Origin of the sequence: Saccharothrix algeriensis (assembly GCF_016907655.1) — a bacterium.
In the GTDB taxonomy this organism is placed as follows: domain Bacteria; phylum Actinomycetota; class Actinomycetes; order Mycobacteriales; family Pseudonocardiaceae; genus Actinosynnema; species Actinosynnema algeriense.
Window position 1 is genome coordinate 2,875,058 of the sequence record NZ_JAFBCL010000001.1, and the last position, 24,321, is coordinate 2,899,378.

Annotated in this window: 21 protein-coding genes and 2 riboswitches; of the genes, 13 read left to right on the plus strand and 8 right to left on the minus strand. The window is 74.2% G+C overall.

The genetic code is table 11. The features are described 5' to 3' along the window. Positions 1–63 precede the first annotated feature (63 nt). Positions 64–185, plus strand: a riboswitch (TPP riboswitch). The 3 genes from thiC (at position 177) to JOE68_RS31810 (ending at position 3,462) form a co-directional block, all read left to right on the plus strand. Beyond that, on the plus strand, positions 177–1,826 hold the full coding sequence (gene thiC / locus JOE68_RS12965) for a phosphomethylpyrimidine synthase ThiC (RefSeq protein WP_204842608.1): 1,650 nt from the start codon (positions 177–179) through the stop codon (positions 1,824–1,826). It overlaps the preceding riboswitch by 9 nt. Further along, on the plus strand, positions 1,826–2,680 hold the full coding sequence (thiD, locus tag JOE68_RS12970; protein ID WP_204842609.1) for a bifunctional hydroxymethylpyrimidine kinase/phosphomethylpyrimidine kinase: 855 nt from the start codon (positions 1,826–1,828) through the stop codon (positions 2,678–2,680). Before thiC ends, thiD begins: the two co-directional genes overlap by 1 nt. Positions 2,681–2,805: 125 nt before the next feature. Beyond that, positions 2,806–3,462 (plus strand): VanZ family protein, encoded by a 657-nt coding sequence (locus tag JOE68_RS31810; protein ID WP_204842610.1) that lies wholly within the window; start codon positions 2,806–2,808, stop codon positions 3,460–3,462. A 245-nt stretch (positions 3,463–3,707) separates the two neighbouring features. Here the strand turns inward: JOE68_RS31810 and JOE68_RS12980 are convergent, their stop codons facing one another. The 4 genes from JOE68_RS12980 to thiO form a co-directional block, all read right to left on the minus strand. Then, on the minus strand, positions 3,708–4,139 hold the full coding sequence (locus JOE68_RS12980) for a MarR family winged helix-turn-helix transcriptional regulator (protein ID WP_204842611.1): 432 nt from the start codon (positions 4,137–4,139) through the stop codon (positions 3,708–3,710). A gap of 83 nt (positions 4,140–4,222) precedes the next feature. Continuing rightward, complete coding sequence (locus tag JOE68_RS12985; RefSeq protein ID WP_204842612.1) at positions 4,223–4,981, minus strand: thiazole synthase; 759 nt, start codon at positions 4,979–4,981, stop codon at positions 4,223–4,225. Between the two features lies 1 nt (position 4,982). Next, positions 4,983–5,183: a sulfur carrier protein ThiS gene (thiS, locus tag JOE68_RS12990; RefSeq protein ID WP_204842613.1), complete on the minus strand. Its 201-nt coding sequence runs from the start codon at positions 5,181–5,183 to the stop codon at positions 4,983–4,985. Continuing rightward, the gene (thiO, locus tag JOE68_RS12995) at positions 5,180–6,184 is read right to left on the minus strand and encodes a glycine oxidase ThiO (protein WP_204842614.1); all 1,005 of its coding nucleotides are present in this window, start codon (positions 6,182–6,184) and stop codon (positions 5,180–5,182) included. Before thiO ends, thiS begins: the two co-directional genes overlap by 4 nt. Further along, a riboswitch (TPP riboswitch) is annotated at positions 6,179–6,290 on the minus strand. (Overlaps the previous gene by 6 nt.) A gap of 43 nt (positions 6,291–6,333) precedes the next feature. Between thiO and thiE the strand changes: the two genes are divergently transcribed. After that, a complete protein-coding gene (gene thiE / locus JOE68_RS13000) occupies positions 6,334–6,993 on the plus strand; it encodes a thiamine phosphate synthase (RefSeq protein WP_204842615.1) in 660 nt (219 codons plus the stop codon). Continuing rightward, a complete protein-coding gene (locus JOE68_RS13005) occupies positions 6,993–7,748 on the plus strand; it encodes a dioxygenase family protein (protein ID WP_204846071.1) in 756 nt (251 codons plus the stop codon). The genes thiE and JOE68_RS13005 overlap by 1 nt, the downstream gene beginning before the upstream one ends. Before the next feature lie 129 nt (positions 7,749–7,877). On the opposite strand, the gene JOE68_RS13010 is transcribed toward JOE68_RS13005, so the two are convergent. Then, on the minus strand, positions 7,878–9,044 hold the full coding sequence (locus JOE68_RS13010; protein WP_204842616.1) for a S1 family peptidase: 1,167 nt from the start codon (positions 9,042–9,044) through the stop codon (positions 7,878–7,880). Between the two features lie 775 nt (positions 9,045–9,819). On the opposite strand from JOE68_RS13010, the gene JOE68_RS13015 reads away from it, so the two are divergent. Then, positions 9,820–10,749 (plus strand): threonine ammonia-lyase, encoded by a 930-nt coding sequence (locus tag JOE68_RS13015; RefSeq protein WP_204842617.1) that lies wholly within the window; start codon positions 9,820–9,822, stop codon positions 10,747–10,749. A gap of 462 nt (positions 10,750–11,211) precedes the next feature. Here JOE68_RS13015 and JOE68_RS13020 read toward each other — a convergent pair whose 3' ends face one another. Further along, a complete protein-coding gene (locus tag JOE68_RS13020; protein WP_204842618.1) occupies positions 11,212–11,970 on the minus strand; it encodes a GntR family transcriptional regulator in 759 nt (252 codons plus the stop codon). A gap of 226 nt (positions 11,971–12,196) precedes the next feature. Here JOE68_RS13020 and JOE68_RS13025 point away from each other — a divergent pair, with 226 nt between their 5' ends. Genes JOE68_RS13025 through JOE68_RS13045 form a run of 5 tightly spaced genes read left to right on the plus strand, consistent with a single transcriptional unit; the run spans position 12,197 to position 17,768 of the window. Beyond that, entirely contained in the window at positions 12,197–13,480 is a 1,284-nt protein-coding gene (locus tag JOE68_RS13025; RefSeq protein WP_204842619.1) for a sugar ABC transporter substrate-binding protein, read from the plus strand. Positions 13,481–13,487: 7 nt separating this feature from the next. Next, positions 13,488–14,471 carry a carbohydrate ABC transporter permease gene (locus JOE68_RS13030; RefSeq protein ID WP_204842620.1) on the plus strand — a complete coding sequence of 328 codons (984 nt, stop codon included), beginning with the start codon at positions 13,488–13,490 and terminating at the stop codon, positions 14,469–14,471. After that, positions 14,468–15,289, plus strand: a complete 822-nt coding sequence (locus tag JOE68_RS13035) for a carbohydrate ABC transporter permease (protein ID WP_204842621.1) — start codon at positions 14,468–14,470, stop codon at positions 15,287–15,289. The genes JOE68_RS13030 and JOE68_RS13035 overlap by 4 nt, the downstream gene beginning before the upstream one ends. A gap of 6 nt (positions 15,290–15,295) precedes the next feature. Next, positions 15,296–16,711 (plus strand): glycoside hydrolase family 3 protein, encoded by a 1,416-nt coding sequence (locus tag JOE68_RS13040; RefSeq protein WP_204842622.1) that lies wholly within the window; start codon positions 15,296–15,298, stop codon positions 16,709–16,711. 13 nt (positions 16,712–16,724) lie between these two features. Next, the gene (locus JOE68_RS13045; protein WP_204842623.1) at positions 16,725–17,768 is read left to right on the plus strand and encodes an SIS domain-containing protein; all 1,044 of its coding nucleotides are present in this window, start codon (positions 16,725–16,727) and stop codon (positions 17,766–17,768) included. Positions 17,769–17,923: 155 nt separating this feature from the next. Here the strand turns inward: JOE68_RS13045 and nagA are convergent, their stop codons facing one another. Then, positions 17,924–19,108 (minus strand): N-acetylglucosamine-6-phosphate deacetylase, encoded by a 1,185-nt coding sequence (gene nagA / locus JOE68_RS13050; RefSeq protein WP_204842624.1) that lies wholly within the window; start codon positions 19,106–19,108, stop codon positions 17,924–17,926. A 184-nt stretch (positions 19,109–19,292) separates the two neighbouring features. On the opposite strand from nagA, the gene JOE68_RS13055 reads away from it, so the two are divergent. Beyond that, positions 19,293–19,967 (plus strand): FadR/GntR family transcriptional regulator, encoded by a 675-nt coding sequence (locus JOE68_RS13055; RefSeq protein ID WP_204842625.1) that lies wholly within the window; start codon positions 19,293–19,295, stop codon positions 19,965–19,967. A 31-nt stretch (positions 19,968–19,998) separates the two neighbouring features. On the opposite strand, the gene JOE68_RS13060 is transcribed toward JOE68_RS13055, so the two are convergent. Further along, positions 19,999–20,853: a fumarylacetoacetate hydrolase family protein gene (locus tag JOE68_RS13060; protein ID WP_204842626.1), complete on the minus strand. Its 855-nt coding sequence runs from the start codon at positions 20,851–20,853 to the stop codon at positions 19,999–20,001. 201 nt (positions 20,854–21,054) lie between these two features. Here JOE68_RS13060 and JOE68_RS13065 point away from each other — a divergent pair, with 201 nt between their 5' ends. Beyond that, positions 21,055–24,309: a S8 family peptidase gene (locus JOE68_RS13065; protein ID WP_204842627.1), complete on the plus strand. Its 3,255-nt coding sequence runs from the start codon at positions 21,055–21,057 to the stop codon at positions 24,307–24,309. Positions 24,310–24,321 lie beyond the last annotated feature (12 nt).

The window sequence follows — 24,321 nt, forward strand, 5'->3', positions numbered from 1 at the left end:
AAGGTACGCGCAAACCGGTCCCCTTGGCATCCGCACCGCGGCCTGGCTATGGTCGGGCGGACAACTCAACACCGCGGGAGCTCGCACCTGAAGCGGGCTGAGAGGGCGGCTGGAGCGATCCGGCGCCGCCGACCGCCTGAACCTGACCGGGTAATGCCGGCGTAGGGAGGAATGTCGTGACGGCACTAGACGACCGTTCGGTGAAGCCCAGCGTCACCACCGGGCCGATCTCCGGCTCGCGCAAGGTCTACCGCGAGGTGGCCGACGGGGTGCGGGTCCCGTTCCGCAGGGTGGGGCTGACCAACGGCGAGCACGTCGACCTCTACGACACTTCCGGTCCGTATACCGACTCCGAAGCGACCATCGACGTCCACAGTGGACTGCCCGCGCTGCGCGCGGGCTGGGTCGCCGCGCGCGAGCCGATCGGCGGGGCGGTGACCCAGTTGGCCTACGCCAAGGCGGGTGTCGTCACGCCGGAGATGGCGTTCATCGCGGCGCGCGAGAACATGAGCCCCGAGTTCGTGCGCGACGAGGTGGCCGCCGGCCGCGCCGTCATCCCGCTCAACCGGCGGCACCCCGAGGCCGAGCCGATGGTCATCGGCAAGAAGTTCCTGGTGAAGGTCAACGCCAACATCGGCAACTCGGCGGTCTCCTCCTCGATCGAGGAGGAGGTGGAGAAGATGGTGTGGGCGGCCCGCTGGGGCGCCGACACGATCATGGACCTGTCGACCGGCAAGCGGATCCACGAGACGCGCGAGTGGATCATGCGCAACTCGCCGGTCCCGGTCGGGACGGTGCCGATCTACCAGGCGCTGGAGAAGGTCGACGGCGACCCGGCGAAGCTGTCCTGGGAGGTCTACCGGGACACCGTGGTCGAGCAGGCCGAGCAGGGCGTCGACTACATGACCGTGCACGCGGGCGTGCTGCTGCGCTACGTGCCGCTGACGGCCCGCCGGGTGACCGGCATCGTCTCGCGCGGCGGGTCGATCATGGCGGCGTGGTGCCTGGCGCACCACCGGGAGAGCTTCCTCTACACGCACTTCGAGGAGCTGTGCGAGATCCTGCGCACCTACGACGTGACGTTCTCGCTGGGCGACGGCCTGCGGCCGGGTTCCATCGCGGACGCCAACGACGAGGCCCAGTTCGCCGAGCTGAGGACGCTGGGCGAGCTGACGCACGTCGCGCGGTCGCACGACGTGCAGGTGATGATCGAGGGCCCCGGCCACGTGCCGCTGCACAAGATCGCGGAGAACGTGCGGCTGGAGGAGGAGTGGTGCGGCGAGGCGCCGTTCTACACCCTCGGGCCGCTGGCGACGGACATCGCGCCCGCCTACGACCACATCACCTCGGCGATCGGCGCGGCGCAGATCGGCTGGCTGGGCACGGCGATGCTCTGCTACGTGACGCCGAAGGAGCACCTGGGCCTGCCCAACCGGGACGACGTGAAGACCGGCGTGATCACCTACAAGATCGCGGCGCACTCGGCGGACCTCGCCAAGGGCCACCCCGGCGCGCAGGACTGGGACGACGCGCTGTCCAAGGCGCGCTTCGAGTTCCGCTGGGAGGACCAGTTCAACCTGTCGCTGGACCCGGACACGGCGCGCTCGTTCCACGATGAGACGCTGCCCGCGGCGCCGGCCAAGACGGCGCACTTCTGCTCGATGTGCGGGCCGAAGTTCTGCTCGATGAAGATCACCCAGGACGTCCGGCGGTACGCGGAGGAGCGCGGTTTGTCCACAGTGGAAGCGATCGAGGCGGGGATGGCGGAGAAGTCCGACGAGTTCTCCGGCCGGGGCAACAAGGTCTACCTCCCGGTGGTCGACTGATGGCGGTCGCACCGCCCACGGTCCTCACCATCGCCGGTTCCGACTCCGGCGGTGGTGCGGGCCTGCAGGCGGACCTGCGGACGCTGTTCGCGTGCGGGGTGCACGGGCTGGTGGCGGTGACCGCGGTGACCGTGCAGAACACGCTCGGCGTCACCGGGTACACCGAGATCCCGGCGGAGGTGGTGGCCGCCCAGGTCGAGGCGGTGGCGACCGACATCGGCGTGGGCGCGGCGAAGACCGGGATGCTGGCGTCGGCCGCGATCATCGAGGCGGTGGCGGGGGCGTGCGACCGCACCGGGATCGGGCGCGCGATCCCGTTCGTGGTCGACCCGGTGGCGGCGTCCATGCACGGCCAGCAGCTGCTGGCCGACTCGGCGCTGGACGCCCTGCGCGGCAGCCTCTTCCCGCGCGCGACGCTGATCACGCCGAACCTGGACGAGGTGCGGCTGCTGACCGGCATCGAGGTGCGCGACCACGCGGGCCAGCGCAAGGCCGCCGAGGCGCTGTCGGAGTTCGGGTCGCAGTGGGTGCTGGTGAAGGGCGGGCACCTGTGGGACGACCCGGGCTGCCTCGACGTCCTCTACGACGGCTCGTCGTTCATCGAGCTGCCGGGGCCGCGGTACGACGTGAAGCACACCCACGGCAGCGGCGACACGCTCGCCTCGGCCATCGCCTCGCGGCTGGCGCGGGGCGAGGACGTGCCCACGGCGGTGCGGTTCGGCAAGGAGTTCGTCGTGCGGTCGGTGGCCTCGGCCTACCCGCTGGGCGCCGGGGTCGGCCCGGTCTCCCCGCTGTGGCGGCTGGGGTTCGGGTCGTTGGAGGACATGGGGCCCGACAACCGGATCGAGCCCTGAAGAACGAGCCCTGAACGACGAACCGCGAAGACCCGGGCCCGCGGATCGGGCCCGGGGCGGTCCGCCGGACGACCGGTCGAACCGCGGTGGGCCAACCGGATCAGCGCTCGTGCGTCTTGTAAGGCATGAGCGCGCAACAGGACGCGTACATCGCGGAGTTGGTGTTGAGCCGACCCGCGGTGGTCGCGGCGGTCTTTCTGGGCTGCGTGGTGTTCGGGACGTCGGCGCTGGCGGTCGCGCGGTGGCGCGGGTGGCGGCCGGCGCCCTCGGTGCTGGCCGGGTGCGGCCTGGCGCTGGCGCTGGCGGTGACCCTGGCCAGGCCGGGGGTGCTGGACGTGGCCGTGCTGACCGCCGACCCGGTCGGCACGTGCCTCGACAACGACTTCTCGCTCACCGGGTCGCTGGAGCGGCTGAACCTGGTGATGCTCGTGCCGTTCGCGTTCTTCGCGACCCTGGCGACGCGCCGCCCGCTGGTGGTGGCGCTGCTGTCGGCGGGGTTCAGCGGTGCGGTGGAGGTCGTGCAGTCCGCCACCGGTGTGGGCGTGTGCGAAGCGCAGGACTTCTACAACAACACCGTCGGCGCGGTCGCGGGTGTGCTGGCGGGGTGGCTGGTCGCGGTCGTGGCGGGCGGTTCGCGCGGGGACCGCGGGCGCGGCGGGCCGACCGCCCCTGATCGGACCGCCCCTGGCCGGACCGCCCCTGATCGGACCGCCGAGGACGGGGCGGTGGAGGGCCGGGCGGTCGCGGGGGCGGGCTCGTCCGGGCGCGGCCCGCGGGGCTGAGCGCACAGCCGGGCACGGCACCGGAGCGCGGCGCCCCGGAGCGGGCTTCGAGGCGCGGCCTCGGCGCGCGGCACCCGAGCACGGTCCCGGGGCACGGCACCGGAGCACGGTCCCGGGGCACGGCACCGGAGCACGGTCCCGGGGCACGGCCCGGAGCGCAGCACCCGAGCACGGTCCCGGGGCACGGGGCCGGAGCGCCGCACCGGGCGGGCGCGCGGACCGGGGTCCGCGCCGGGCCGGCGGGCTCAGCCGGCCTCGCCCACCAGCTCCTCCAGGGCGCCCAGGGCGTTGACCAGGGCCGCCCGGTGCTCCGGCGAGAGGTCCTCGATCCGGCGCTGCAGCTCCCGGACCCGGGCCGAGCGGACGCCCGAGACCATGGTCTCGCCCTCCGGGGTCGGGGTCGCCAGCCAGGCGCGGCCGTCCTGCGGGTCCGGCTCCCGGCGCACGTAGCCGGCCTCCACCAGCGCCGCCACGATCCGGGACAGCGTGGGCGGCGCCACGCCCTCCTTCGCGGCCAGGTCGCCCAGCCGCATCGGGCCGCAGCGCGCCAGCGTGGCCAGCGCGGACACCGCACCGGGGCCCAGCCCGGGCGAACCGGTGCGGCGCAGCAGGCGGGACAGCCTGCCGATCGCCAGGTACAGCCGGGCGGTGGCGTCCTCCACTTGCTCGGCAGCCACGGCACCTCCTACGGGCGCGAGGACGGATCAGGGGCGTCCATCATGCCCTGTGCCCCGACCGCCGCCCGTCGGGTCGTCGTGAATCAGACGTCCGGCGCGGGGCTGGAGGCGTGCGCCCAGAAGCGCTGCGGGATCCGGCCCGCGAGCCGGGCCAGCCGGCCCGCCTCCACGGCCGAGCGCATCGCCGCGGCCATGCGCATCGGGTCCTGCGCCCGGGTCACGGCGGTGGCCAGCAGCACCGCGGAGCAGCCCAGCTCCATCGCCAGCGCCGCGTCCGACGCCGTGCCGATGCCGGCGTCGAGCACGACCGGGACGCCGGCCCGCGCCACGATCAGCTCGACGTTGTGCGGGTTTCGGATGCCCAGGCCGGTGCCGATGGGCGAGCCCAGGGGCATCACGGCGGCGCAGCCGACGTCCTCCAGGCGGCGGGCCAGCACCGGGTCGTCGTTGGTGTAGGGCAGGACGACGAAGCCGTCGGCCACCAGCTGCTCGGCGGCGTCGAGCAGCTCCACCGGGTCGGGCAGCAGGGTCTGCTCGTCGGCGACGACCTCCAGCTTGACCCAGTCGGTCTCCAGCGCCTCGCGGGCCAGCCGCGCCGTGAGCACGGCCTCGGCCGCGCCGCGGCAGCCGGCCGTGTTGGGCAGCACCGCGATCCCCAGCCGCCGCAGCAGCTCCAGCACTCCCCCGCCGGACGGGTCCAGGCGGCGCATCGCGACCGTCGTCAGCTCCGTCCCGGACGCCACCAGCGCCCGCTCCAGCACCGACAGGTTCGCCGCGCCGCCGGTGCCCATGACGAGGCGGGAGCCGAACTCGCGGCCCGCGATGACCAGCGCGTCGTCCACGTCAACCCCCCTGCACCGCGGTGAGCACCTCGACGGCGGCCCCGTCGGGCACCGGTGTGGACGACCAGGCCGCCCGGGGCACCACCTCGCCGTCCAGCGCGACGGCGACCCCGGACGCGGGGGCGCCCAGCAGGTCGAGGACGGTCGCGACGGTGGAACCGTCGGCCAGTTCCCGCACCTCGCCGTTGACCCGAGCCTTCAACTGCGTCCTCCTTCGCGGAGCAGGGTGAGCACGCGGTGTGCCGTCACCGGTGCCAGTAGCAGGCCGTTGCGGTGGTGGCCGGTCGCCGCGAGCACGCCGGGTTCCAGCCACTCGACGACCGGCGCGTTGTCGGGGCTGCCCGCCCGGAACCCGGCGGCGCACTCCGCCAGCGCGTACTCGGCGACGGCCGGCCAGACCGCCTCCGCGTCGTGCAGCAGGTCCCGCACGCCGCCGACGGTGACGCCCGGGTCGAAGCCCGCCTCGTACTGGGTCGCGCCGAGCACCAGGCCGTCGGCGCGGGGCACCAGGTAGACCGGCCGGCCGCGGACGTGGCCGCGCAGGGTGTGGCGGGGCGGCGGCAGGGCGCCGGGGCGGGTGGCCAGGCGCAGGATCTCGCCCTTGACCGGCCGGATCACCTCGCGCAGCTTCGGGTGCAGGTCGCGGCTCCACGCGCCGGCGGCGATCACCGTGACGTCCCGGTCCACTGCGGACCGGTCGGTGAACCGCACGCCGTGCTCGGCGCACGCCGCGCGCAGGGCCGCCAGCAGCGCCCGGTTGTCCACGGAGAGGTCGCCGGGCACCGACAGTCCACTCCGGACCGACGGGCTCAGCCCCGGTTCCAGGGCGCGCAGCTCCCGCCTGGTCAGCCGGGCCGCCGAGCGGCCCATCCGGACCAGGTAGGCGGCGAGCTGGTCGAGGACCTCCGCGTCGGCCGCGTCGGTCGCCACGGCCAGGGTGCCCACCGGGCTCAGCGGCACGCCCAGGTCGGCCGCGAACCGCGGCCACCGCCGCAGGGACTCCACGCCCAGCTCCAGGACGTCCTCGTCGCCCGGCCACGCCTCGGTGACCGGCGCGAGCATCCCGCCCGCGACCCAGGAGCCGCCGTGCGGCGAGGGTCGGTCGACCACCGCGACGGGGTGGCCCGCCCGCGCGGCGAACCACGCGACGGACAGGCCGATGACACCGCCGCCCAGGACGGCCACCCGACTCGCACTTGCCAAGGCACTCACGCTCCCTGCGCCGGCATGACCCGGATCAGGTTCGACGGTCGGAGCGAACCACGCTCCCTCTCAGCCCGGTGTCCTCCGGGCTCCCGTGCGGACCGCCTCCACCGTAGCGCACGCCTCCGCCCGGCGGTTACGGTGCGGCCGTGCCAGGACTCGACGGACACCGGATCAGGCGGCGGCTCGCCGACGCGCGGCTCTACCTCTGCACGCCCACCCGCCCCGACCTCGCGGAGTTCGCCGACGCCGCGCTCGCCGGCGGGGTGGACGTCGTGCAGTTGCGGGACAAGGGGTTGGAGGCGAAGCAGGAGATCGCCGCGCTGGAGGTGCTGGCCGAAGCCTGCGCCCGGCACGGCGCGCTGCTGGCCGTGAACGACCGGGCCGACGTGGCGCTGGCCGTGGACGCCGACGTGCTGCACCTCGGGCAGGACGACCTGCCGGTGGCGCTCGCGCGCCGGGTCGTCGGCGAGGAGGTCGCCGTGGGGCGGTCGACGCACGACGTGGCGCAGGCGCGGGCGGCGGCCGGCGAACCGGGGGTGGACTACTTCTGCACGGGCCCGTGCTGGCCGACGCCGACCAAGCCGGGCCGCCCCGCGCCGGGGCTGGACCTGGTGCGCGCCACCGCCGGGACGACCGGGCGGCCGTGGTTCGCGATCGGGGGCATCGACCGGGCGCGGCTGCCGGAGGTCCTGGCCGCCGGCGCGGAGCGGGTGGTGGTCGTGCGGGCGATCACCGAGGCGGAGGACCCGCGGGCCGCCGCTTCGTGGTTGAAAATTCAACTAGAGGGCGTACAGTCGTCGGCGTGATGCCTGTGCTGTACCTGGGCCACGGGGCGCCCCCGCTGGCCGACGACGAGCGGTGGACCGCCGAGCTGCGGTCGTGGTCCGCGTCGCTCCCGCGCCCGGAGTCGATCCTCATCGTGTCCGCGCACTGGGAGGAGGGCCCGCTCACGCTGGGCGCGACGACGACCGCGCCGCTGACCTACGACTTCCGGGGCTTCCCCCGGCGGTACTACGAGGTCACCTACGAGGCGCCCGGCGCGCCGGAGCTGGCCCGGGCGGTCGAGGGCCTGGTCGGCGAGCCGGTGGCGCACGACCCCGGCCGCGGCCTGGACCACGGCGCCTACGTGCCGCTGAAGGAGATGTTCCCCGAGGCGGACGTCCCGGTGCTCCAGGTGTCCATGCCGACCCTCGACCCGCGCCGGCTGTTCGACGTGGGCCGCGGGCTCGCCCCGCTGCGCGACCAGGGCGTGCTGATCATCGGCAGCGGCTTCATGACGCACAACCTGAGCTGCGTGGACATGCGCACCGGGCCGGACTACCAGCCGCCGCGGTGGTCGGCCGAGTTCGACGACTGGGCCGGGCGCGCGCTGGCGGGCAAGGACGTGGACGAGCTGCTGGACTTCCGGCGCAAGGCGCCCGCCGCCGAGGTGGCGCACCCGCGCACCGAGCACTTCGCGCCGCTGTTCGTGTCGCTGGGCGCGAGCGCCGACCAGGACGCCAGGACCACCGTCGACGGCTTCTGGTACGGGTTGTCGAAGCGCTCCGTGCAGTTCAGCTGAAGCCGGGCCGGCCCGCTCGGGCCGGGAACGGGAACACCCCCCGGGCCAGGGGGACGGGTGCGGCCCGAGGGGTGTTCACCAACCAGAGCGCGGTCCGCAGGGGAGGTCGACCGCGCGCCGCACAGCGGCTCAGCCCGTGGTCAACCGCAGGCCGTAGACGCTCAGGATCTCGTTGACCGGCTGGAAGTAGGTCGTGCCGCCGGACGAGCAGTTGCCCGACCCGCCCGAGGTCACGCCCTGGGCCTGGCCGAAGCCCGTGCCCGCGACCCACGAGCCGCCCGAGTCACCGGGCTCCGCGCACGCGGTGGTGCGGGTCAGGCCGCCCACCGAGCCCTGCGGGTAGTTGACCGTCTGGTTCTTGCCCTGGATGGTGCCGCAGCGCCACTGGGTCGTGGAGCCGGAGCGGCAGACCGACGCGCCGACCGCCGCCTCGCTGCTGCCCTTCACGACGACGTTGCTGCCGTTGTAGCGGTTGACCCACGGCCGCGAGGTCCAGTTCGAGTTCGTCGCGACCCACCCGTAGTCGTTGCCGGGGAACGACGAGCCGCGGAACGTGCCCTGGGACACGCGGTTGTAGCCCGTGGTGGTGGCGCCGGTGCGACCGCAGTGGCCGGCCGTCACGAAGCCGCCGGTGACCGCGAAGCCGACCGAGCAGCGGCTGCCGCTGCCGATGTAGTAGGCGTCGCCGCCGCGCGTGTCGTACAGCGGGGTCGGCGCGTGGTCGACCTCGACCGCGCGGACGGCCGGGCTGATCGACTTCGCCGCGGCGACGAACCGGTCGGCCGCCGCGTCGCGGGTGTGCCGGTTGACCTCCACCACGACGGTGTTGCTCGCGTCGTCCACCCGCCAGCCGGTCACCGACAGCGGCGCGGAGAGGGTGTCCAGCGCGGTCTTGGCCCCGGTCAGCTGGCGCTGCGAGTAGGTGACGACCTTGGCGTCCGCGCCCACGGCGCGCACGGCGTCGGCCTTGGCACCGTCCGTGACGGCGACCGTCATCCGGCCCGTCGACCCGTCGATCCACGCGCCGGCGAACGTGTCTCCGAGCACATTTCGCGCCTGCGCCTCGACTTCACCCGACCTGGCGTCATTCGCCAGTCGGACGCGCGCTTGCTCGGCGTTCAGGCCCAAATCGCGTTCCACCGCGTGGAGCAACCCGGCGGGGTAGCTCTCCGTGTCCGACGACGTTGCCCCGTAGGGGGCCGCGGGGTCCGCGATCGCCGGTACGCTGAGAGCCGTAGCCGCGCCGGTGGCGAGCAAGGCAGCCGCGGCAAGGCGAGCCGCACTCGTGCGGTTCATGTGGACGTCTCCCTCATCTTCGGGTGCAGGGAACCCGAGAGCCTGGTTGCAGGGACCGCTCTCGGGGGCTCTAGGGGGACGGGTGGTGGGGCGGCGGCAGGGGTCGCCCCACCCCTTTTCGCTCCGCCCCCGGATCTCTTCTCTCCGCCCTCGTGTCCGTCTCGGCACGGGCGAGTGGCGCGTGCAGCTCCCGCACCGGCGCCTCCTTCCCCGGTCCTACTGACCGGTACTCACCCGTTCGAGCGACGTTATGACCCTGTTATCTATGACGACCCGGGCCATCCGTGGGCGAAGTGTGTCACAGCTCACGACCTTTTGACTGCGCTGTGTAGCGTTTGACAGTTAACTCTCACTCAAGGTAGTGAGACGATCACCGATTTGGGCTGATTTGCCAGAAGTAAGGTTTTGCCCCCTCCCTGGACTCGAAGTGTGAACGCTGTTACTCCGAACGAGTGATACCGAAGAACTTTGCGTAACACTCCCGGTGATTGCCGACCGCGACCGCGCGACGGTCGGAGCAACCGCAGAAGCCGTGGTCAGCGTGGTGTCGATCGTGGTTGGCGTGGTGTTTTCCCCGGGACGTGGGCCGGGGGGCGGCACCGCGCCGGCGCTTCGACCGTTGGAGAGGCCCGCCGGGGGCCGGACAGGCGTTCCCCGGCCGTTAATGTGACGTTTCCCACAGCGGCAGACGGGCGTCGACGGGCCTTCGGGAGCGCGCGCCCGCGGTGGCGGAGCGGCCGGCGCGGGCGGCCCGACCGCGGACAGGATCGTCGGCATGGGACTCGTGACGATCTCCGACATCCGCACCGCCGCCGCGCTGATCGAGCCGGTGGTCGTGCGCACCCCGCTGCTGCGCTTCGACGACCGGCTGGCGGTCAAGCCGGAGAACCTGCAGCCGGTGGGCGCGTTCAAGCTCCGCGGCGCCTACCACGCGCTGGCCCGGTTGTCGGACGAGGCGCGGGCGCGCGGGGTGGTGGCGTACTCGAGCGGGAACCACGCCCAGGCGGTCGCCTTCGCGGCGCGGGCGTTCGGGGTGCCGGCGGTGATCGTCGTGCCGGACAACGCGCCGGCGGTGAAGGTCGAGGCGACCCGGGCCTGGGGCGCCACCGTGGAGCAGGTGCCGATGGCGCGGCGGGAGTCGCGGGCCCACGAGCTGGTCGCCGAGCGCGGGGCGACGCTCATCCCGCCGTTCGACCACCCCCACGTGATCGCCGGGCAGGGCACGGTGGGGCTGGAGGTCGTCGCCGACCAGCCCGAGGTGGAGGTCGTGCTGGTGCCGGTGAGCGGCGGCGGGCTGATCTCCGGGGTGGCGGCGGCGGTGAAGGCGCTGCGGCCCTCGGCGCGCGTCGTCGGGGTGGAGCCGGAGCTGGCGGCGGACGCGGCGGCCTCGCTGCGGGCGGGCGAGCTGGTGCGCTGGCCCGCCGCCGACCGGGAGCGGACCCTGGCCGACGGGCTGCGGGCGGAGCCCTCGGAGCTGACCTTCGCGCACATGCGCGCCCTCGTGGACGACGTCGTGGCGGTGTCGGAGGACATGATCGTCGAGGCGGTCCGCCGGTTGGCGCACCGGACCCGGCTGGTCGTGGAGCCGAGCGGGGCGGTCGCGGTGGCGGCGTACCTGGCGGGCGCGGGCGAGTGGCCCGAGCGCACGGTGGCGGTGGTCTCGGGCGGCAACGTCGACCGGGAGGTCTTCGCCCGGATGATCTAGCGGGCGGGCCGGGACCGCCCGGCGGCCCGCGCCGGGTTCGGCTCCCCGAAGCGACGGCGTCCCGGCGGCCGGCGGCAGAGGTCCGATGACTGCCGCGGCCGGACCGCTCCGCGGCGCCGGCCGGGCCGGCCGGCGCGCACCGCCGCGGTGACCGGCGGACCCACCGGCCCGATCGGCGCCGGGAGCGCCCGGGACCGGCGGGCCACCGGTGCCGCGACTCCGGGCACCAGGGCTTTGGCCAGCGGGAATGTTGTATCGCCGAACAATCGGAGCGGCCCGGCGCGAGCGTCGGAGCCGGGCGGGCGCGGCCCGTCCGAGGTCACCGGCGACACCCCCCGCGCCGGCCCGCGCACCCGCGCTGCGGGCCGGCGGCCCGGCGGGGCCGGCCGATCCAGAGGTCCGACTACTGGCGCCGACCGCCGGTGACCGCCCCCTCGCCCGGGGCGCCGGGCTCGGCGCCGCTCAGTCGGAGGGGCGGTTCAGGGTCGCCACGAACTTGTACCGGTCGCCGCGGTAGACCGAGCGGACCCATTCGACCGGATTGCCCTCGGTGTCGAACGAGTGGCGGGACAGCAGCAGCATCGGCAGGCCGATGTCCGCGCCCAGCAGCTCGGCCTCCTCGGGCGAGGCCAGAGCGGTCTCAATAGTCTCCTCGGCGTGACCCATCTCGACCCCGAACCGCTCGCGCAGCACCTGGTACAGCGAGGCGCCCGGCGCCAGGTAGCGGCGCAGGCCCCGGAACCTGCCCAGGGCCAGGTGCGTGGTCTCGATGGCCATCGGCTCGCCGTCGGCCAGCCGCAGGCGGTGCAGGCGGAGCACCTTCGCCCCGGCGCGCACCCCCAGCAACCTGGCCAGTTCCGCTTCGGCGGGCATCTCCGACGCCTCGATCAGGCGCGACGAGGGCTGCCTGCCCTGCGCCTTCATGTCCTCTGTGTACGACGACAGCTGGAGCCGTTGCGCCACCTTGGGTTCGGCCGCGAACGTGCCCTTGCCCTGCACGCGCAGCAACCGACCCTCGACGGTCAGCTCCGCGAGCGCCTGCCGCACGGTGGTCCGCGACACGTCGAACTCCGCCGCCAGCGACCTCTCGGTCGGGATCGGCGACCCCGGTGGCAGCGCGCGCAGCAGATCGAGCAGGTGCCGCTTGAGTCCCCAGTACTTCGGCTCGCGCTGCGCGCGAGACCTGGCGTCGACACCTGTTGCCGGGCTCGTCTCCAGCATTGCCTTCCTCCTCGACCTTGCCAGCGCTCCCAGCACAGGATGCCCTGTCCACGTCGGATCGTGGGCTCGAACCCCCGACAAGGGCCGGGAAAATGATCCGATGACTTTGCAACGTCTCGGCAACGTCCTTGACATGCCCTGTGGCGAGGCACACTCTAGGCCGCATTGGTCTACACCACTTGAACGTTCCGGTCGCTGGGACCGGGCATTGGGAAAGGGCGCACACGTGAAGGGCTGGAGAGGACTGGCCGTAGGTGCCGCCGCACTCGCGGTGGCCGTGGCCGGATGTGGCACGAGCACCAACGAGGGCAGCGGCAACTCCGGTGAACCGAAGACGCTGACGGTCTGGTTGATGGACGGCTCCGCGCCGACCACCCTGACCGACGCGCTGCACAAGGAGTTCCAGGACTCGCACTCCGGCGTCACCGTCAAGTACGAAATCCAGAAGTGGCCCGGCATCCAGGAGAAGCTGACCACCGCTCTGAGCAGCAACAACCCGCCGGACGTCATCGAGCTGGGCAACACCCAGACGGCGAAGTTCGCGGCCGAGGAGACCCTGCTCGACCTCAGCGGTGACGCGGCCGACCTCAACGGCGACCAGTGGCTCGGCGGTCTCAAGGACTCGCTGACCTGGGACGGCAAGCAGTACGGGATGCCCTTCTACGCCGCCAACCGCACGGTGGTCTACCGCACCGACCTGTTCCAGGCCGCGGGCATCCAGGACACCCCGAAGTCGCGCGACGAGTGGATCGCCGCGATCGAGAAGCTCAAGACCGCCAACGCGGCGGACCCGGAGTTCCAGTCGCTGTACCTGCCGGGCCAGTCCTGGTACAGCCTGCTCTCGTTCATCTGGGACGAGGGCGGCGACGTCGCCAAGGCGCAGGGCTCCGCGTGGGCGGGCGCGCTGAACACCCCCGAGGCGAAGGCCGGCCTGGACTTCTACAAGAAGCTCGTCGACACCTCCGCCACCAAGGCGCCCAAGGACACCGACGAGGCCACGCCGCAGCAGTACGAGATCTTCGCCAAGGGCAAGGTCGGCATGATGATCGCCCTGCCGTGGGAGCTGGCCAGCGCGATCAAGGCCGACCCGACGCTGGAGAGCAAGACCGCCGCGTTCCCCATCCCGTCCAAGACCGCGGGCAAGACCGCTCCGGTCTTCCTCGGCGGCTCGAACGTCGCGGTGCCGGCCGGCAGCAAGAACCAGGACCTCGCCAAGGAGTACCTGAAGCTGCTCAGCTCGAAGAAGTACCAGGACCAGCTGGCCGAGGGCGGCGCCGTCCCGGGCACCTCCACCGACACCGCGAAGCTGGCCACCAGCCCGCTGGGCAAGGCCCTGGCCGAGTCCGCCCCGAACGGCAAGGTCACCCCGACCGTGCCCTCGTGGGCTGCCGTCGAGGCGGGTCAGAACCCGCTCAAGGACATGCTGACCGCGTACCTGACCGGTGCGAAGTCGCTGGACCAGGCCACGTCCGACGCCAACTCCGCCCTGTCCGAGACCCTGGGCGGATGACGCGAGCATGACGGCGGTTCACACCACCGACGCCGCGGTGCCGACGAACTCGTCGGCACCGCGGCGTGCCGCACGGGGCGGCGCACCGCGCCGCCGGGGCAGCTCCTTCGACCGCTTGCTGCCCTACCTGCTGCTGGCCCCCGCGCTGATCGGCATCCTGTGGCTGATCGGGTGGCCGGTGCTGTCCCTGCTGGTGACCAGCTTCCGCAGGCTGAACCTCAGAGAGCTGACCCGCGGCGAGGTCGTCTGGGTCGGCCTGGACAACTACGCGGAGATCCTCGGCAACCCGGACTTCTGGACCATCACCGCGCGCACCATCGCGTTCACCGTGGCCGTCGTGGGTGTCTCGGTGCTGGCGGGGCTGCTGATCGCGCTGCTGATGCGGCAGGTCTCCCCGGTGGTGCGGATCCTGCTCCAGGTCGCCATGCTGCTGGCGTGGGCCATGCCGCTGCTCGCGGCGACCACGGTCTACCAGTGGATCTTCGACCAGCAGTACGGCATCCTCAACAAGACCCTGGTCAAGCTGGGCTTCGAGTCGTTCGCCGGGTTCTCCTGGTTCACCACCGGCACGTCCACGCTGTCCGTGATCGGGCTGCTGATCGTGTGGCAGGCCATCCCGTTCCTGGCGTTCTCGCTGTACGCGGGCGCCATCGGCATCCCGCGCGACCAGTACGAGGCGGCGTCGCTGGACGGCGCGACGTCGTGGCAGACGTTCCGCAACGTCACGTGGCCGGAACTGCGCCCGCTGCTGCTGATGGTGACGTTCCTGTCCCTGCTGTGGGACTTCAAGGTCTTCGCCCAGATCTGGGCGTTCAAGAAGGGCGGCCCGGACGGGGCCAGCACGACGCTGCCCGTCTACCAGTACCTGGAAGGCATCTCCAAGAGCCACTTCGGCGTGGCCGCCGCCGTGTCCGTCGTGATGATGGTGCTGCTGGGCCTGCTGACCTTCCAGTACCTGCGCCGGCTGCTCCGACAGGAGGGCACGCTGTGACCGGCAAGAAGGTGGCGGGGAACGTCGTCGCGATCGCCATCGCGCTGTTCTTCGCCTTCCCGACCTACTGGATGGTGACCTCGGCGTTCAAGCCGACCCTGGACCTGCGGTCCACCTCCTACGACCTCATCCCGCTCTCGGTGACCGCGACGAACTTCGCGACCGCGTGGACCAAGCCCGGCTTCCTCGACTCGCTGGGCAACAGCCTGCTGGTCACGCTGTCCGCCGTGTTCGGGGCCATCGTCGTCGGCCTGCTGGCGGCGCTCGCCATGGCGCGCATGAGGTTCCGGGGGCGCAAGGGCTTCGTGCTGCTGATGCTGGTGGCGCAGATGGCGCCGTTCGAGGCGCTGCTGATCCCGATGTTCCTGATGATGCGCGACCTGGACCTGCTGGACCGGCTGCCGTCGCTGGCGCTGATCTACTTCGCGGTCACGCTGCCGTTCTGCGCGTGGACGCTGCGCGGGTTCGTCAACGGCATCCCGCTGGAGCTGGAGGAGGCCGCGATGGTGGACGGCTGCGGCCGGTGGGGCGCGTTCCGCCGCGTCACGCTGCCGCTGCTGGGCCCCGGCCTGGTGGCCACGTCGGTGTTCGCGTTCGTCACCGCCTGGAACGAGTTCCTGTTCGCGCTGTCGCTGATCAAGGACCAGGGCAAGGAGACGCTGCCGGTCTGGCTGGCCGGCTTCCAGTCCAACTTCGGCGTCGACTGGGGTGGCGCGATGGCCGCGTCGGTGCTGTTCACCCTGCCGGTGCTGGTGTTCTTCCTGGTCGTGCAGCGCAAGATGGTCACCGGCGTCACCGCCGGCGCCGTGAAGGGGTAGGCCCAGATGTCCTTGCACCGGCTCGCCGCCGCCGTGCTGCTGCCCGGCTTCCACGGGACCACGGCTCCGGACTGGTTGCTCCGGCTGTTGTCCGAGGGGCTCGGCGGTGTCGTGTACTTCGGCCGCAACGTCGTGGACGACGCCCAGGTCACCGAGCTGTCGGCCGCGCTGCGCGCGGCGCGGCCGGACGTCGTGATCGGCATCGACGAGGAGGGCGGCGACGTCACCCGCCTCGACTACGGGCGCGGGTCGGAGGTGCCGGGCAACCACGCCCTGGGCGCCGCCGACGACGTGGACCTGACCCGGGCCGTGGCCGCGTCGATGGCCGCGCGCCTCGCGGCCTGCGGCGTGAACCTCGACCTCGCCCCCTCCGCGGACCTGGCGCTGACGCTGGACGACCCGGTGATCGGCGTGCGGGCCTTCGGGTCCGACCCGGTGGCCGCGGGTCGGCACGTGGCGGCGTACGTGGAGGGGATGCAGGCCGTGGGCGTCGCGGCGTGCGCCAAGCACTTCCCCGGCCACGGCGCGTCCACGGTGGACTCCCACGTGGCGCTGCCGGTCCTGCCCCGGACGGAGCAGGAGCTGCGCGACGTCGAGCTGGTGCCGTTCCGCTCGGCGGTGCGGGCCGGGGTGCGGTCGGTCATGACCGGGCACCTGGTCGTCCCGGCGTGGGGCCCGCTGCCCGCGACGCTGAACCCCAGGGCCGTCGAGGTCCTGCGGGACGAGCTGGGCTTCACCGGCGCGATCATCACCGACGCCCTGGACATGAAGGCCGTGGGCGGCGACCTCGCGCAGGGCTCCGTGCAGTCCCTCGCGGCCGGCGTCGACGCCCTGTGCCTGGGCGGCGAGCCGCTGGACGAGAAGACGCTGCGGGACCTGGTCGACCGGATCGTGGCGGCCGTGGAGCGGGGCGAGCTGTCCCGCGAGCGGCTGGAGGAGGCCGCCCGGCGCACCGCCGCCCTGGGCACGCCGCCCACCTCGGTCGACGGGCACGACCCGGAGATCGGGCTGCGGGCCGCCCGGCGGGCGCTGGAGGTCCGCGGGACGCTGGCGCTATCCGGCCCGCCGGTGGTGCTGGACCTGGCGGTCGAGCCGTCCATCGCCGTCGGCGAGGTCCCGTGGGGCCTCGGGCCGTACCTGGCGGAGCTGCTGCCCGGCACGACGGTGCTGGAGGCCCGCTCGGCCGACGAGGTCGAGGCGGCGGCCGGCGGGCGGACCGTCGTGGTCGTCACGAGAGAGGCACATCGCCACGCGTGGGCTCGCGAGCTGATCCGCGCGCTGGGTAGTATTGGTCTAGACCTTGTGCACGTCGAGACCGGCGTGCCGGGTCCGGACCTGGGCACCGCTGCCCGCGTGAACACCCATGGCGGTTCACGGGTGTGCCTGCGAGCCGCGGCAGAGCGCATCGCCGCCAGCACCTGAGAAGGGCACCTTGATGACCGACCACCAGCCCGGCAGGCACATGGCGGCCGAGATCGACCAGCAACCCGCGATCTTCGCGGACCTGGTGTCCCGGCGCGCCGCGTTCGCCGAGGTCGCCGACGCGATCCGCGCCCGGCAGCCCCGCTTCGTCCTGCTGGCCGCGCGCGGGTCGTCCGACCACGCGGCGATCTACGCGAAGTACCTGACCGAGGTGCTGCTCCAGCTGCCCGCCGGTCTGGTGTCCCCGTCCACCACGACGCTCTACGGCGCGCGGCCCGACCTCCGGGACGTGCTCGTCGTGTCGGTCAGCCAGAGCGGCGGGTCGCCCGACCTGCTGGAGGTCACCGAGGCGGCCCGGGCGCGCGGCGCGCTCACCGTGGCCGTCACCAACACCTCCGGCTCGCCGCTCGACGGCGCGGCCGAGCTGTCGGTCGACGTCGGCGCGGGCGTCGAGCAGGCCGTCGCGGCGACCAAGACCTACTCCGCCACGCTGCTCGCGCTCTACCTGCTCGTCGACGCCATCCGGGGCGGCGACGGCGCGGCCGTCGAGGGGCTGGGCGACCTGGCCCGGTCCACCCTGGACGGATCGGCCGACGCCGTGGCGGAGGCCGTCCAGCGGTACCGGTTCGTGGACCGGGTGCTCACCACCGCGCGCGGCTACTCGCTGCCCTCGGCGCTGGAGTCGGCCCTGAAGCTGGCCGAGACCAGCTACCTGGCGGCCCGCGCGTACTCCGGCGCGGACCTGCTGCACGGCCCGGTCGCGGCGGTCGACGGCGAGACGGCCGTGCTCGCCGTGACCAGCGCGGGCAGGGGCGGCGAGGCGATGCGCGACGTGCTGGACGTGGTGCAGGGGCGCGGCGCGGACGTGCTGGCCGTGGGCTCGGCGGCGGACCGGGCGCCGGCGGCGCTGCGCATCCCGATCGCCGAGACGGCCGAGGAGGTCGCGCCGATCCTGGAGATCCTGCCCGTCCAGCGGCTGGCCCACGGGCTGGCGCTGGCCCGCGGCGGCGACCCGGACAGCCCGCGCGGGCTGAACAAGGTCACCCGCACGCGGTAGCGGACCGCACGGAGCCGGGGAGGGCGCACGCCTTCCCCGGCTCCGTCGTTCCCGGCTCCGTCGTTCGTTCCCGGGCGCCCGCCCGCGGCGAGCGGCCCGGCCCGCGCCGGACGGCCCGGCGCCCCCCTCGGGCGTCGGGCCGTCCGGGCGTCGGGCTAGAGCGCGGTCGCCAGCTCGGGGCTCAGCTCGACCTGCGCGTCGAAGACGACCTCGCCGTCCACCCACACCTTGCGCGGGCGCAGGTCGTCGTCCCACCAGACCAGGTCGGCCACCGCGCCGGGCGCGAGCCGGCCCAGGGTGGGCTCCCCGATGGCGTCGGCCGGGGTGATCGTGGCCGCCGCCAGGGCGTCCGCGACGTCCACGCCGACCGACACGATGTTGCGCACGGCCCGGTCCAGGGTGAGCGCGCTGCCGGCGATGGTGCCCTCCGGGGAGCGCGGCACGCCGTCCTCGGCGAGCACCACGTCCGCGCCGCCGAGCTGGTAGCGGCCCGGCGGCATCCCGGCGGCGGCCACCGCGTCGGTGACCAGCGCCACCCGGTGGCCGGCGGCGTTGAACACCAGCCGGCACACGTCCGGGCCCACGTGGGCCAGGTCGGCGATCAGGCCGAGGGTGAACCGGTCGTCCACCAGGGCCACGCCGGGCACGCCGGGTTCGCGGTGGCCGAGCGGGCGCTGGGCGTTGAACAGGTGCGTCACCATCCGCGCGCCCGCCTCGGCGGCGGCCCTGGTCTGCTCGCCGGTCGCGTCGCTGTGGCCGACGGCGACCAGCACGCCCGCCGCGGACAGCCGCCGCACGGCCGCCAGGCCGCCGGGCCGCTCGGGGGCCAGCGTCACCAGGCGCAGCGCGGGCCGCAGGTCGTCGGCCAGCAGCAGGTCGATCTCGGCCGGTCCCGGTTCCACCATCAGCGCGGGGTCGTGCACGCCCGGGCGCTGCGGCGACAGGAACGGCCCCTCCAGGTGCACCCCGAGCGGCCGGGCGCCGGGGTTGTCGGGCAGCGCGGCCGACGCGGCCAGCACGGCGCGGGCCTGGCGCAGCGCGACCGGCACCGGCGCGGTGATCAGGGTCGGCAGGAAGCGGGTCACCCCGGTCTTCGGGAGGGACCTGGCGACGAAGCGCATCCCCTCGTCGTCCACCTCGGCGAAGTCGACCCCGACCGCCCCGTTGACCTGCACGTCCACCAGGCCCGGGGTGAGCAGCCCGTCGGTCAGCACCTCGGCGTCCTCGGGCGGTGCGCCCGTGACGACCTCGACGATCCGGCCGGCCCGCACGCGCACGCTCGCCGGACCGGTGATGGTGCGGCCGAGCAGCGCTCGTGGAGCCGCGACAACCGTGTCCAAGGTCCCTCCTCAAATGGTCCAGACCATTATGGCGGTAAACAGTGGGTGTCGTCACGTTTGGTCGGGAGATCACCGAATCTATTTGCAAACAGCAAATGTCCTCCGGAACGGGCGTGAGCACCACCCGGACCGCGTTGGTGGCCCATACTTGCCACCAGACATCCGAGGTCTGTGGAGGTTGGGCGTGGCGGTCACCGACGACGCGATCCTGCGCGTGAAGGAAATGATCACGTCCGGTGAGCTGAAGCCGGGCGACCGGCTGCCGCGCGAAGCCGACCTCGCCGACCGCCTCGGGTTGTCGCGCAACTCCCTGCGCGAGGCGGTCAAGGCGTTGTCCCTGGTCAGGGTGCTGGACGTGCGGCAGGGCGACGGCACCTACGTGTCCAGCCTGCGCGCCGACGACCTGCTGGGCGCGCTGTCGTTCGTGCTCGACCTGCACCGCGGCGAGGAGTCGGTGCTGGAGGTGCTGCAGGTGCGGCGCATCCTGGAGCCGGCCGCCGCGGCGATGGCCGCCCAGCGCGTCGAGCCGGACGAGGTGGCCGCGCTGCGGGCGCTGTGCGACGCGGGCGAGCGCGCGAAGTCGGTGGACGACCTGGTGGAGCACGACCTGGCGTTCCACCGCGCGATCGCGCGGTGCTCGGGCAACGCCTACCTGGCCCGGCTGCTCGACACCCTGGCCGGCCCGACGGCGCGGGGCCGCATCTGGCGCGGCATCACCGGGGGCGGGGCGGTGGACCGGGCGGTCGCCGAGCACCGCGCGATCGTGGACGCCCTGGCCGCGCGCGAACCGGAGCTGGCCCGCTCGTGGTCGACGGTGCACGTGGCCGGCGTCGAGCGGTGGCTGTCCGACCCGGCCTGAGGCGCGGCGCCCCGGCCCGGCGGCCGACCGGTCAGGCTTGCCCGATCCGCTGCCGCTGGCGGCCCAGCCCGTCGATCTCCAGCTCCACCACGTCGCCCGCCCGCAGGAACGGCTTCGGGTCGGGCCTGCCCTGGGCGACGCCGGCGGGCGTGCCGGTGTTGACGAGGTCGCCGGGCCGCAGGACGAGGAACCGGCTCAGGTAGCGGACCAGCCCGGCCACCGGGAAGATCATGTTCGCGGTGGAGGAGCGCTGGCGCTCCACCCCGTTGACCGACAGCCGCAGCTCCAGCGCCTGCGGGTCCGGCACGTCGGCGGCCGGCACGAAGAACGGCCCCAGCGGGTTGAACGTCTCGCAGTTCTTGCCCTTGTCCCACTGCCCGCCGCGGTCGAACTGGAACTCGCGCTCGCTCACGTCGTGGGACAGCACGTACCCGGCGACGCAGGCCAGCGCGTCGGCCTCGGTCTCCAGGTAGCGGGCGGTGCGCCCGATGACCACGCCCAGTTCCACCTCCCAGTCGGTCCTGGTCGACCCGCGCGGCACCAGCACCTCGTCGTCCGGCCCGACGACGGTGTCCGGGGCCTTGAGGAACACCACCGGCTCGGCGGGGACCGGGTGGCCGGTCTCCTCGGCGTGGTCGCGGTAGTTGAGGCCGATGCAGACGATCTTGCCGATGCCGGCCAGCGGCGGCCCGGTGCGCAGGCCCGCGGTGTCGACCGGGGCGAGGTCGCCCGCGGCGAGCGCGGCGCGGGTCCGGGCGACGCCGTCGGCGGCGAGGAACGCGCCGTCGATGTCGGCGGTCACCGGGCCCAGGTCGTACGTGGTCCCGTCGTCGGCGCGGACGGCGGGGCGTTCGGCACCCGGTGCCCCGAGGCGCAGGAACTGCACGGTGGTCCTCCTCGATCGCGGCTGGACGTCGTGGGTGACTATCGCGCACCGCGCCGGGCTCCGGGAGCGGGCCCGGTGATTCATCCGATGACTCAGCGCGTCGCCACGTGCTGTGATCAACCAAGTGCTTAAAGTGGCAGTCCCGGCGTTGCGCCGAACGGACGCAGCGCGCGCACCGACCCCGGCCGACGAGAGGTTCCGATGACACGCCACCGCGCGGTGTGGGCGGCCACCACCGCCGCCGCCGCACTGATCGCCTCGCTCGCCACGGCCGTGGCCGACGAGCGGTTCGCCGAGCCGCCGGCGCCGGGGACCGCGTGGACCGCGCGCCCGCCCCTCGCGGGGGCGACCGGCGCGGTCACCGCGTTCGTGGAGCTGGCCGGGACCCCCGCCGCCGAGGCGTTCGACGGCGAGAAGGCGCGCGGCGCGGGCGACGACCAGGCCGCGCGGGCGGCGCGGGCCGCCCGGCAGCGCACCGACGGCACGGCCGCCCGCGTCCTGGGCGCGCTGCGCGGCAGGGACCCGGACAGCCGGGAGGTGGCCCGGACGACCAACGCCGTGCCCGGCGTGCTGGTCACCGCCGACGCGGCCGACGTGCGCGCGCTGGCCGCGCTGCCCGAGGTGCGCGCCGTGCGGCCGGCCGTGCCGAAGGTCGTGCAGAACGCCGGCGCGGTGCGGCTGACCGGGGCCGCGCGGGTGTGGCAGCGGGCCGGCCGCTACGGCGACGGGATGCGCGTCGGCATCATCGACACGGGGATCGACTACACGCACGCCGACTTCGGCGGCCCCGGCACGTCCGCCGCGTACGACGCGGTCGACCGCACCGCGCCCTGGACGCCGACCGCGAAGGTCGTCGGCGGCCACGACTTCGCGGGCGACGACTACGACGCCGACGACCCGGACCGGTCCACGCCCGCGCCCGACCCGAACCCGCTGGACTGCCAGGGCCACGGCACGCACGTCGCCGGCACCGCCGCCGGGTACGGCGTCGACCGCGACGGCGCCCCGTTCACCGGGGACTACCGGGAGCTGACCGACGCGCGGCTGGACGAGCTGCGGATCGGTCCCGGCGCCGCGCCGAAGGCGTCGCTGTACGCGTTGAAGGTGTTCGGCTGCGAGGGGTCGACCAGCCTCACCGCGCAGGCGCTGGACTGGGCGCTCGACCCGAACGGCGACGGCGACTTCGCCGACCACCTCGACGTGGTCAACCTGTCCCTCGGCTCCGACTTCGCGGCCCAGGACGACCCGGACGCCCTGTTCGTGCGCAAGGCCGTGGAGCACGGCGTGCTGGTCGTGGCGTCGGCGGGCAACGGCGGCGACTTCTACGACGTGGGCGGCTCGCCCGCGAACACGCCGGAAGCGCTGGCGGTGGCCAACACGCGCGACGCGTTCGCGCTGCGCGACGGCGTCACCGTGCCCGGCGTGGGCGACCGGCCCGGCCAGTACAGCCGGGACTACACCGGGTACGGGTCGCTGGACCTCACCGCCCCGGTGGCGGCCGTCGCCGACCCGGCGAACGCGGACGGCTGCGACCCGATCGCCCAGGACCTCGCGGGCCGGGTCGTCTGGTTGGAGTGGGACGACGTCGACGCGACCCGCCGGTGCGGCTCGGGCGCCCGGGCCGACCACGCGCAGGCCGCCGGCGCGGTCGCCGCGCTGCTGTCGTCCACCAGGGACCACTTCACGGCCGGCATCGCGGGCAACGCGGGCATCCCGGTCTTCCAGTTCACCGGCACGGCGACCCGCGAGGTCCGCCCGGCGCTGGCCGCGGGCTCCCTGCGGGTGCGGATGACCGGCGCGCTGCGCGACGCGCTGCCCACCACGACACCGGGGCTGGCCGACACCGTCACGCCGTCCTCGTCGCGGGGCGCGCGCGGCCCGGTCGCGGCGAAACCGGACGTGGCGGCCCCCGGCGACACGATCACGTCGGCCGACGTGGGCACCGGCGACCGCGGCGTCGGCAAGGGCGGCACGTCGATGGCCGCGCCGCACGTGGCCGGCATCGGCGCGCTGGTCCGCGAGGCGCACCCGGACTGGACGGTCGAGGAGGTCAAGGCGGCGGTGGTGAACACCGCGGGCGGCGAGGTGCGCTCCGGCGACGACCACGCGACCGGCCTGCCCGTGGCGCCCATGAGGGTCGGCGCGGGCCGGGTCGACGCCGCCTCCGCCGTCGGCGCGGACCTGCTGGCCATGGTGGTGGAGCACCCCGGGTCGGTCGGCGTGTCCTTCGGGCCGGTCGCGGTCCCCGGCCCGGTGCGGGAGGTGCGGACGGTCCGGGTGGTCAACAAGAGCGCGGCCGTGCGGCGCGTCGACCTGTCCTACCGGGCCGCGACCGCGGTGCCCGGCACGCGGGTCGACGTGTGGCCCTCGACGCTGGTGATCGAGCCCGGCGGGACCGGGGAGGTGGACGTGGTGCTGCGCGCGTCGCCGTCGGAGCTGCGCAAGGTCGCCGACCCGACGGTGGTGAAGCGGCAGGCGGGCGCGGCCCGGCAGTTCCTCGCCGAGACCTCCGGCCGCGTGCTGCTGGAGTCGGGCGGGACGACGCTGCGGGTGCCGGTGTACGCGGCGCCGGAGCCGGTGGCCGACGTCCGGGCCGAACCGGTCCCGCCCGGCGGCGGCCCGGTGGCGGAGCTGCGCCTGCGCGGGCGCTTCCTGGACCAGGGCGACGGCGACGAGACCTACCGGTCGCGCGTCGGCGCGTTCCAGCTCCAGGGCACGTCCGACCCGCTGCCCGACTGCGGGGACGGGGTGCGGACCGGCTGCGCGGTGAACGACTCGGCCAAGGGCGGCGACCTGCGCTACGTGGGCGTGGCCTCCACCGCGCCGGTCGACCGGTCGGACGGCGCGCTGCTCGCGTTCGGCGTGGTCACCTGGCACGACTGGGTGACCCTCGGCGCCGGCAACACCCCGGAGGTCCGCCTGGACACCACCGGCGACGGCGAGGACGACTACCGCGTCCTGGTCGCCAAACCGCAGGACGCGACCGGCGCGGTGGTGGCCGACGTCTGGCTCGCGCGGACCGTGCGGCTGTCCGACGGCGAGGTGGTGGACGAGCAGCCGGTCAACGGCGCGCACGGCGACGTGGACACCAACGTCATGGACAGCGACGTGGTCGTCCTGCCGGTGCGGCTGAAGGCGCTCGGGATCGACCCGGCGGCGTCGTCGGCCCGCCTGGCGTACTCGGTGCGCACGATCGGCACCTATCCCGCGCCGGGCGACGAGGACGGCGTCGTGGACCGGATCGGGACGCCGATGTCGTTCGACCCGCTCAGGCCGGGCTACTCGGTGCGCGTGGGCGGCGCGGTCGCGGTGACCCACGTGGCCGGGCCCGGCACCCGCCTGGAGGTGCACCGCGACCGGGCCTCCCTGGCCGCCGACGGGTCCGACCGCCTCCTGCTGCTGCACCACCACAACCGGTCCGGGGCGCGGGCCGAGGTGGTCGTGCCCGGCGGCTGATCACCGACCGCG

Bases quoted from the DNA above. Each gene is read 5' to 3' on its own strand.
- thiD (WP_204842609.1), top strand. From the start codon at position 1,826: ATGGCGGTCGCACCGCCCACGGTCCTCACCATCGCCGGTTCCGACTCC.
- JOE68_RS31810 (WP_204842610.1), top strand. From the start codon at position 2,806: ATGAGCGCGCAACAGGACGCGTACATCGCGGAGTTGGTGTTGAGCCGA.
- JOE68_RS13005 (WP_204846071.1), top strand. From the start codon at position 6,993: ATGCCTGTGCTGTACCTGGGCCACGGGGCGCCCCCGCTGGCCGACGAC.
- JOE68_RS13010 (WP_204842616.1), bottom strand. From the start codon at position 9,044: ATGAACCGCACGAGTGCGGCTCGCCTTGCCGCGGCTGCCTTGCTCGCC.
- JOE68_RS13015 (WP_204842617.1), top strand. From the start codon at position 9,820: ATGGGACTCGTGACGATCTCCGACATCCGCACCGCCGCCGCGCTGATC.
- JOE68_RS13020 (WP_204842618.1), bottom strand. From the start codon at position 11,970: ATGCTGGAGACGAGCCCGGCAACAGGTGTCGACGCCAGGTCTCGCGCG.
- JOE68_RS13030 (WP_204842620.1), top strand. From the start codon at position 13,488: ATGACGGCGGTTCACACCACCGACGCCGCGGTGCCGACGAACTCGTCG.
- JOE68_RS13040 (WP_204842622.1), top strand. From the start codon at position 15,296: ATGTCCTTGCACCGGCTCGCCGCCGCCGTGCTGCTGCCCGGCTTCCAC.
- JOE68_RS13045 (WP_204842623.1), top strand. From the start codon at position 16,725: ATGACCGACCACCAGCCCGGCAGGCACATGGCGGCCGAGATCGACCAG.
- JOE68_RS13065 (WP_204842627.1), top strand. From the start codon at position 21,055: ATGACACGCCACCGCGCGGTGTGGGCGGCCACCACCGCCGCCGCCGCA.